Annotated in this window: 2 protein-coding genes (1 of these 2 cut by a window edge); one reads left to right on the forward strand and one right to left on the reverse strand. The window is 29.9% G+C overall.

Annotation, left to right across the window (positions count from 1 at the left end; genetic code table 11):
* Nucleotides 1–10,995 carry the final stretch of an amino acid adenylation domain-containing protein gene (locus tag ACKI3Q_RS06190; RefSeq protein ID WP_407415309.1) on the forward strand. It extends 21,594 nt beyond the left edge of the window, so 10,995 of the gene's 32,589 nt are visible here — the last part of the coding sequence; its start codon lies beyond the left edge, outside the window; it ends in the stop codon at nt 10,993–10,995.
* Nucleotides 10,996–11,006: 11 nt separating this feature from the next.
* Here the strand turns inward: ACKI3Q_RS06190 and ACKI3Q_RS06195 are convergent, their stop codons facing one another.
* Nucleotides 11,007–11,426 carry a hypothetical protein gene (locus ACKI3Q_RS06195; RefSeq protein WP_407415311.1) on the reverse strand — a complete coding sequence of 140 codons (420 nt, stop codon included), beginning with the start codon at nt 11,424–11,426 and terminating at the stop codon, nt 11,007–11,009.
* Nucleotides 11,427–11,458: the final 32 nt, after the last annotated feature.

Genomic DNA, 11,458 nt, shown 5'->3' on the forward strand with positions numbered 1-11,458 from the left:
ATTACTGCAGCAGATATTTTAAGTTTACGTACCCCTTACGCAATTGCTAATGCTATTGGAGGAAAATCATTTGATTTAGATATATATAATTTAGATACTGGTTGTCCATTAAATGAACCACAATTAAATGTATATTTAGATATTATTGCAAATGATAAAGTTGATTCTTACATTATTCCAATTATCATGGATATTTCAAAAGAATATGATGTTAATGAGATATTTAATGCATTAGAAACAATGATTAATCTTCACCCAATATTGGGTATGTGTGTTGATAATGACTACGATATTCCTTACTTAGTAAAAGGATCTAAACCAAACATATCCCTTGAAAATAATATAACAAAAGGATTTATTACAGAATTTTTAACAAAACCATTTGATTTATATAACAGTTTATGCAGATTCTCAATTGTTGAAAATAAAGATAAATATTTATTATTGGCTGCATTCCACCACATTATTTTTGATGCATTATCAGATAGCATATTTAAACAACATTTACAAACAATTCTTGATGGTGGAATTGTAAAACCTGATGAATCATTCTTAGAAGTATCTGCTTTTACACAACAAATCCATGAATCTGAAGAATATAATGAAGCCCATAAATTCTATGATAAAATGCTGGCAGATAATGATGAGGTTGGCATTTTATTAGATAGCGTGATGGCTGATGGTCCAAGCGTTTGTCAAAGTGATTTAGAAATAGACTATAACTTATTTAAATCATTTTTAGATACAAATGAAGTTAGTGAAAATGTATTATTTACCAGTGTTTTTGCATATACATTATCCAGATTTGTCGGTAGTGACAAGGTACTATTTAACATCACAGATAACGGACGTGACAGATTCAACAATTACAATGCAATTGGAATGTATGTAAACACTTTACCTATGCTTGTTGATTGTAAAACTCAAGATATCTCATCATTCATTAATTATATGTCAGATATCGTCTATGGAGTTATGAAATATAACTATTATCCATTTAGACAGCTTGCAAAAGAATATAATATTGATTCTAATATATTATTCCAATTCTTACCTGAATGGATTAGTAATGATAATGAAACTCCTGCTGAAATTGAATCAATATCCGAAGAAAGCATCATTGGAGAAATGGATGATTTAATTAATGATTTGACAGTTGAAGTTATTCAAAGAGGTCAAAAATATAATTTAATAATTATGCATTCGGATAAATATTCCAAAGCAATGGTCGAAAGATTCATTGACTCATATAAATTAATATTATCACAAATAATCCATGTTGACAAATTATCTGATATTGAATATATTACAAAATCCGATTTAGAGATTTTAAATGAAATTAATCAGACTGAATCCGATTTGGAATTCAATGATATTTTAGATGCATTCAATAGCAATCTATTAAAATATGAAAATAAAATTCTTCTAGGTTATGGCAACAATAGCTATACCTATGGTGAAAGTGCATTTATTGCTCAAGAAATTGCCGATAGATTGAATAATTTGGGAGTTTATTCTCAAGAATGCGTTGCCCTTTTTGTTAATCGTTCAGAATGGTATTTATTAGCAAGTATGGGTGTCTTATCCATTAATGGAATTTATGTCCCTATTGAAAGTACATATCCTGATGACCGTATTATTTTAATGCTTAGGGATAGTGGATCCAATGTTGTTATTGCCAGTGATGAAACAGAACAACGCATCAATAAAATTATTTCAGATAATAATTTGGATATTGATGTTTTAAATGTATCAGACATCACCAATAATATCAGTAGTTTAAATCATTTGAACACTGTAGAAGTGAATGAAAAAGATATTTCTTGTGTTTTATATACTAGTGGTACTACAGGTACTCCAAAAGGTTCTTTAACTACCCGTAAAGCTATAAATAACTTTGTTTCATGGTATGTAAAAGAAACTGAATTTACTTGTAATGACATTTATGGAATGCATTGTTCATATGTGTTTGATATTCATACTGCTGCCCTATATGCACCTATTGTTACTGGTGGTTCATTGTATATTGTTCCAGATGACATTAGATTAGATTTGAATGCTTTAAATGAATTTTATGTTAAACATGGTTGTACTCACACATATATCACGAGCCAAGTTGGAAAACTATTTGCAGAAAGTGGAATGGACACCACAATTAAACTTTTATGTTTCGGAGGAATGAAATTAGGCGAATTGAATGCTCCAGATTCAATTGGACCATTTGAAACATATGGGCCATCAGAGAACTTAGCTGTATCCACAAGCATATTTGCAAACAGCCGTATACATCATTCAAGTATCGGATACTTTATTGACAATGTTAAAGGATACATTTTAGATAAGGAACATCGTCGCGTACCTTTAGGTGCGGTTGGTGAATTATACCTTGCAGGTCACCAATTAACACCAGGATACCTAAATCGTGAAGAGGAAAACAGCAAATCATTCTTCGATAATCCATTCGATAATGAAAAAGATTATGAAAAAATTTATAGTACCGGAGATATTGTTAGATTATTACCTGATGGCACTTTAGGCATTGTTGGACGTCGGGACAGTCAAGTAAAAATCAGAGGAAATCGTGTAGAACTCACAGAAGTTGAATCAGTCATTAGAAGCATTTCTGATGTTGAAGATGTTACCGTTCAAACAATACAAAATAATGATAATAACGAATTAGTTGCATATATTGTAGCATCCAATGATTTAGAAGATAATGAGTTAGTTAATTATGTCCGTGATTATGTAAATAAACACAAACCGGATTACATGGTTCCGACATATGTTATAAGATTAGATGAAATTCCATTAAATGTAAATGGTAAGGTAGATAAACGTGCTTTGCCTGATGTTGATTTGGAAAGTTTGCGTGCAGAATATGTGGCTCCAAGAAATGAAACAGAACGTGAAATCATTGAAGCTTTCGAAACCGTGTTTAATCAAGATCAAATTGGTATTTATGATGATTTCATTGGTCTTGGCGGAGATTCATTAACTGCAATCAAATTATTATCTCATTTAGAAGATTATAATATCACAGCTGCAGATATTTTAAGTTTGCATACACCAAAAGCAATAGCAGAAAACATTAAAAATATTCAAATGGATTTAGACATCTATTCATTAGAAGAAGGATGTCCTTTAAACGAAGCACAATTAAATGTATACTTGGATATTATAGCAAACAATAAATATAATGTATACCTCATCCCACTTAGAATGGAAATCTCCAAGGAATACGCCATTAAAGAAATCGAAGATGCATTAGATACAATGATAAATATTCATCCAATATTAGGCATGCGCATTAGTGATGAATATGAAGTTCCATATTTAATTAAAGGATCTAAACCTTTAGTTTCAATTAATTCTAATGATGATGAGGAATTTATAATCAATTTTGTTAACGAATCCTTTGATTTACATGATAATTTATGCAGATTTTTAATCGTTGAAAATGAATCTGATTATATATTATATGCGGTTTTCCACCACATAATATTTGACGCTTTATCAGATAATGTATTTAAACAAGATATGAAAAATATTCTTGAAGGAAATGAATTGAAAGTTGATGATTCATTCCTTAAAGTATCTGCTTTTACCCAGCAAATACAAGAATCCGAAGAATATGGTGAAGCTGGTGAATTTTATGATGAAATGCTAGTAGACAATGAGGAAGTTGGTATTTTATTAGAGAGTGAATTATCCGATAGACCTGGATTCAAGCAAATTAACCTAGACATAGATTATGACATATTCAAATCATTTTTAAATGAAAATGCAATTAGTGAAAACGCATTATTTACTAGTGCATTTGCATATACATTATCCAGATTTGTCGGTAGTGACAAAGTACTGTTTAACATCACAGACAACGGACGTGACAGATTCAATAATTACAATGCAATAGGAATGTATGTAAACACATTGCCTATGCTTGTTGATTGTAAAACTCAAGATACCACATCATTCATCAATTATATGTCAGATATCCTCTATGGAGTCATGAAATATGACTATTATCCATTCAGACAACTTGCAAATGAATACAATATTGACTCCAACATATTATTCCAATTCATGCCAGAATGGATTGAAAATGAGGATAAAACATCTGATGAAATAACTGAAGAAAGCATTAATGAAAACATAGATGAATTAATTAACGATTTCACAGCAGAAGTGATTCAGAAAGGCAGAAACTATACTTTAATCATAATGCATTCTGATAAATATTCTAAATCAATGATTGAAAGATTCATTAACTCATATAAATTAATATTATCACAAATGATTAAAGTTAATGAATTATCCGACATAAATTATGTTTCTAAATCAGATTTAGAACTTTTAGAGGATATTAATAAAACCGAACATCCTTTAATCTTTGAAGATCTCTTAGATGCGTTTAATAACAATCTTGCGAAATATCCGGACAATAACCTTGTTTCTTATAAGGATGTTTGTTATACTTATGGTGAAAGTGCTTTTATCGCAGATAAAATAGCTAAACAATTAACTCACCTAGGTGTCAAATCACAGGATAATGTAGCGTTCTATACTCAACGCTCAGAATATTACTTACTATCTGCATTGAGTATTTTATCTATCGGTGCTGTTTATGTTCCTTTAGATGATAATTTACCTGATGAAAGAATTAAACTGATATTGGAAGATACTGAAGCCAAGGTCATTATTGTTGATGATGAGACATGTGAAGATGCCGTCAATTTATTCGGAGACTATATGATTTTGAATGCATCAGAAATTATTAAAAATAATAAAGGTACATTATCTAATTTACCTACAATTTATGGTGATTTAGCCTGTATTTTATACACCAGCGTTACTACAGGTATTCCTAAAGGTGTAAAAATTACCCGAAAGTCCATTTTAAATGTGGCCGAGTTTTATAAAGACAAATATGGCTTAAGTAATAATGATGTTTATGGATTATTCTCCAACATCAGTTTTGATGCAGCACTTTTAGCTATGATTACTGTTTTATACTCAGGCGCCTGCTTATCAGTTGTTCCAGATGAGATTAGATTGGATATGAAATCATTGAATGAATATTTCATAGAACAAAATGTAACCCATACTCTCATTACATCCCAGGTAGGAAGATTATTCATGAAAGAAGTGGATAATACATCATTAAATGTCTTATTTGTTGGTGGTGAGAAATTAGGTGAATTTGAAAGCCCTGAAGATTACACTTTAGTTGATGCATTCGGACCAACAGAAGCCTGTGTATTCATATCATCAATTGAAAATATTGATAAAACAGATGCATCATCAATAGGATTTTTAAACTATAACACCAAAGTCTATGTCTTGGATAATGAATTTAGGCGCGTACCTATTGGTGCTGTTGGTGAATTATATGTATCCGGTTATCAAATCGCAAACGGATACTTAAATAGAGAAGAAGAAACTAACAATGCATTTTTAGATAATCCTTTCGATGAAGGGGATTATAATGAAATGTATCGTAGTGGAGATATGGTAAGAATATTGAATGACGGTTCATTAAGTATTGTAGGCCGTCGTGACGGACAGGTTAAAATCAGAGGAAACCGTGTAGAATTATCTGAAATTGAAACAGTTATCCGTGAATTAGATTATATTAAAGATGTTACAGTACAAACAATTAAAAATAATACGAATAATGAATTAGTTGCTTATGTTGTTGTTTCTAAAAAAATAGATGACCTTAAAGATAAGATTTGCAAATATGTAGGCGAATCCAAACCTGAATATATGGTTCCGTCCTTTATTATTGAATTAGATGAAATTCCATTAAATGTGAATGGTAAAGTAAATAAAAAGGCATTGCCTCAAGTTGATTTTGATAGTTTACATACAGAATATGTTGCCCCAACAAGTGAAACTGAAAAGATAATAGCACAAGCATTTGAAGATGTATTTAATCAAAAAGATGTTGGATTATATGATGACTTTTTCCATCTTGGTGGAGATTCTATTACAGCAATTCGTGTTATTTCATTACTTCAAAAAAATAACATTACCTGTACTGCCAGAGATATATTAAATAATAAAACTCCATACTTAATTGCAAAAAATATTAAAAATATAGAAAATATATCATATGATCCTGTTGAAGGAGAAATAGATTTACTTCCTATTCAAAGTTATTTCTTCGATAAAGTTAACGAAGATGGATTTTCACAAACATTCCTCTTAAAATCCAAAAAAGATTTGGATATCGATATTTTCCAAGATGCAGTGAATGAGTTAACCAATATTCATGACATGTTGCGTGCAAATTATAAACAGGAAAATGAAAAAGTAATTCAGGAAATATTGCCATTAGATAGCAATATTTGTAAAGTGAAAGTCTTTGATGCATCCAATAATCTTAAAGAATCTATTGAAGATATTTTTAATCAAACCAATGTTTCATTAAACAAGAACAAACTGATTGATATTAATATAATCCGTCATGAAACCGGCTGCTATGTACTTTTCAATATACACCATTTAATAATTGATGGAGTCAGCTGGAACATTTTAATAAACGATTTAACTCAAATTTATTCCAATTTAGAAGCAAAGCAAGAAGTTAACCTAGTAAGACCATATCCTTATAAAAATTGGGTTGAAAATGTGAAAGAATTGGTAAATAACATATCTGATGAAGAAAAACAACATTGGATAAAATTAAACAATCTACTGGATGATTCAAATATTAAAGGAAACAGTAATGCATTCGCATTTAATGTTGATGCTAAGTTTGATGCAAATAATTCCTTAATGTTATCTGAAGAAGAATATTTGGCTTTAGCAATATCTCGAGCATATAAAAAGACATATGGTGAGAATATAATATTCAATCGTGAATCTTATGGTCGTGATGAAAGTTTAGCAGACAATTCAAGAACAATTGGTTGGTTTACTAGCCAATACCCAACATTAGTTGAAGTAAATAACGGTTATGATAATATTTCCTTAATGCAGGACATTTATAGCCTTAAACAAGCATTCAAAGAGGTAAATTATTTAGGTTTAAATTATTCTTCCTTAATTTATACCACAGAAGAATTAGAATTTAAATATTGTCCAGTTACTTTTAATTTCTTAAGTACTGAATTCGCTTTCAAAAATGAATTGTTTGAATCAGTAAACTTTAACTCTGAATTAGAAGATGAAATTCATATTAACGAGATTGATTCTACATCATATGGTATCAGTTTAAATGTTTCTAGTATTAATAAAGGTTATGTTATAAAAGGAGAATATGCTGGTGAAACTTTTATCGGCGACAGCTTTGATGAATTTGTTGAGAATATTAAATCAGAATTAAGATTTATAAGTGATTTCGACATAAATCAAAAGGACATTGTTTGTTGTTTATCCGAATCTCAAATGGGTGTTTATTTAGATGAAAAAGTAAATGACAAAGGCAATGCGTATGCATGTACTGAAATTTTAAAATGTGATTTAGACAATGAAGAAATTATAAATGCCGTTTATTCCGTAATTGATAAACATCCTATTTTAAAAGGACGTATCCTTGACAATGGCGATATGCCTTTATTAGTTTGTGATAATTATCCTTCAATTGAAGAAATTAACACTGAGAATTATTCTGAATTAGTTAAACCATTTGATTTGAATAAATCACTAGCGGATTTCCATATTATCAATAATGAGAAAGGAAAATTCATATTTTATAATATTCATCACTTAATTATTGATGCTACTTCCCGTACAATATTGAATAAGGAAATACAAGAAGCTTTAGAAGGTAAATTAGATGATGTTATTGATTTAGGATTTGTCTATAGTAGTATGGACTCTTTTGAATGTAAATTTAAATCCGATTATCGCTCAGCATATGAATTCTTCAATAAAGAATTTGTAGATATGGACAATATTCCAGAATTATTGGCAGATGTTAGTGAATCTGCAGGCAGAGTTTCCCTCCCTATTAGAAATATTCGCAGCAGTATAGAAGAATACGCCCATAAAAATGGCATTACTATAGGTAATTTACTAAATGCAGTATTTGCATATACATATTCACGTTTTACTGGTAGTGACAAAGTTTACTTTAATTTCACAGAGCACGGCAGACATGAGGATTATAGCAAAAATGCTTTAGGCATGTTTGTTCGTACAATACCAATCATTACTAATTGTAATAATGATTCCACTAAAAATTATTTAATTAATTTTTCAGATTTAGTTTTAAATTCAATGCAAAACAGTATTTATCCATACAGATTGCTTGCAAATGAGTTTAATTTAAATAATAATGTAATGTTTGAGTATAACTCTGATTTAAATGATGTATCATATATTAAAGATGAAATCATTGTAGAAAATTATCCAAATGACTTCGTAAATGAATTTTCTTGCATCATTAATGATTTGAATGATGGATATGTTATTCATGTAGAACATTCAAGCAAATATTCTAATGAAACATGCATTAGATTTGCAAAAACATATGAACGAATATTATTTGAAATAATCAAAGTTAAAGAACTATCCGAAATCAATTACATAACAAAAGAAGATTTAAAACTTTTAGATTCCTATAATGAAACCGAACATCCGCTAAAATATAATGATGTTTTAGATGCATTTAATGAAAATCTTATTAAATATTGTGAAAATAAACTTGTATCTTTTGAAAATAATTCATACACTTATGGTGAAGGTGCATTTATTGCTGAAAAAATAGCTAAATCTTTAAAGAATTTAGGTGTTGATAAAGGTGACAATGTTGCATTTTTAGTTAAAAGGTCTGAACTATACATGTTCTCTGTTTTAGGTATTATGTCCATAGGTGGAGTCTATGTTCCTTTAGATGATGCTCATCCAGATGAACGTGTTGAATTCATACTAAATGATACAAAATCCAAAGTTATTCTTGTTAGTGATGAAACCTATAATCGCGTTAATTCTTTAGATAATAATTCAATTATTCTAAACATATCCGATATTTTAAGAGACAATATTGGAACAGTATCTGATTTGCCTGTGATTTATAATGATTTGGCTTGTATTTTATACACCAGTGGTACTACAGGCATTCCTAAAGGTGTAAAGATTACAAGAAAGTCCATATTGAACTTGTCTGAGTTTTATATCAGAACATTTGGTCTTGGTGAAGATGATGTTTATGCATTATTTGCTTCCATCGGATTTGATGTAGCGATGAAAGCTATATTCCCAACAATTTCTGCTGGGGCATGCTTGACCATAATTCCTGAAGAAATCAAACTAGATGTGAATGCAATGAATGAATATTTCATTAAGCAAGGTGTAACACACACAGAAATATCAACACAGGTAGCTAAAATCTTTATAAGTCAAGTGGATGAAACACCATTGAAAGTTTTAACGACTGGTGGAGAAAAACTAGGAGAAGTTGAAACAGATGTAGATTATCGTTTTGTAGATGAATATGGTCCGACAGAAGCATGTGTGGATGTAACCAGTATCGATTATGATAACAGAATTGATTCTTCATCAATCGGTTTCCTGCTTGACAATATCAAAGCTTATGTATTGGATGATGAGTTCAGACGTGTACCCGTTGGAGCAGCAGGTGAACTATACCTTGCAGGTAATCAAATTGCAGACGGATATCTAAATCGTGACGAAGAAACTCAAAAAGCTTTCCTTGAAAATCCATTCGATGAAAGAAAAGAATACAGTGTAATGTATAGGACTGGAGATATTGTAAGAGTCTTGGCAGATGGATCACTAGGAATTATTGGACGTCGTGACGGACAGGTAAAAATCAGAGGAAACCGTGTGGAATTAAGTGAGATAGAAACAATAATACGTAAAATTAATTATGTAGAAGATGTAACAGTCCAAATAGTTAAACATGACACCAATAATGAATTAGTGGCTTATGTAGTGATATCCAACAATTTAGATGACAATTTACTTACAGACTCCATACGCAATTATGTAAATTCCCAAAAACCAGAGTACATGGTTCCTTCATATGTAATTAAATTAGATGAAATTCCACTAACTGTTAATGGCAAAGTGGATAAAAATGCATTGCCTAAAGTAGATGTGGATAAATTACTTGCCGAGTATGTTACACCAAATACTGAAACTGAAAAGATAATTGTCAAATCCTTTGAAAATGCATTCAATCAAGAAAGAATTAGTTTATATGACGATTTCATTCGCCTTGGAGGAGATTCAATCATAGCTATGAAAATCGTTTCTGATTTATCCAAACAAGATATTAGCATCGATGCCAGAACCTTATTTAAAAATAGAACACCATACAATATTGCCCAAATTATTGATGGAAACGAAAAAGAATATGGATTTGAATTAGCCAGAAAAGGTAGTAAAAATCAGAATATGTTCTTATTACCACCAAATTCAGGATTATCATTTATTTTCTCCACATTAATTAAAAATATTGACTTCGATGGAAATATTTACATAATTGACGATTATAGATACGAATTAACAATAGAAGAAATTGAGAAAATTAATGGTACTGAAATCGCATTTGAAAAGTATTATGAAGCCATTAAAGACATTTTCCAAGATGGAGATATAATTGTTGGGTATTCACATGGATGTATCTTCGCACCATTAATTTGTGAACGCTTAGAAAAAAGCAAATATGTAGATAAATGTGTTCTTATAGATGGACTCCTGAAATTTAGTGAAAAAAGCAACTATGATGAAACAAAAATTAATCAACTAAAAGAAGATGCAGAAGTATTATTAAAAGATGCGGCAGAATATGAAAATGATGAGGAATTGAAAAATAAATTGATAAGCGTAGCCATAAGTAATTCTGAATGGAATTTCAAAAAACCAAAAGTCAAATCACATGTTATTTATTTATCTACAACAAATAAATGCAAAAAAGAATTGAAAGAAATTTCTTCAAACTATGAATATCATAATATTGATACTACACACGGAGACATTATTAAAAAAGACCTGCATAAAATCAACAAATATTTAAAATAAAAAGAAAAAGATTAAAGATTATCGAATGCGTGTTGAGCATCGGCTAATTTTTGATTAGCGAAAGTTATTCTACTATCAATTTCATTCGATGGTTTGTTAGCATCAAGCCCTGATTGAACATTATCAATAGCCGATTGTGCCCTCGAAAGTTCTAATCTAGCATCATTATATTTTTGAACATCATCTGCACCACCAGCATAAAAAGTTGATTTAACAGAGTCAAATTGTGATTCCAAATTAGAATATTTTGATCTCAATTGGGCCAAATCATCATATTGATTTCCTGATGAAATTTGGTCAGTGATTGATTTATTAACAATACTATAACCGGAAAATCCAACAAGAACTATTAGAAAAATGATTGAAATAATCCCAACAATGGAAATTAACATTGAAGTAGATTTAAATAAGTTTAATCTAGATTTTCTCATAATGCCACCAATATTTAATCTATAATAGTATA

It is taken from the genome of Methanobrevibacter sp., assembly GCF_045636185.1.
In the GTDB taxonomy this organism is placed as follows: domain Archaea; phylum Methanobacteriota; class Methanobacteria; order Methanobacteriales; family Methanobacteriaceae; genus Methanocatella.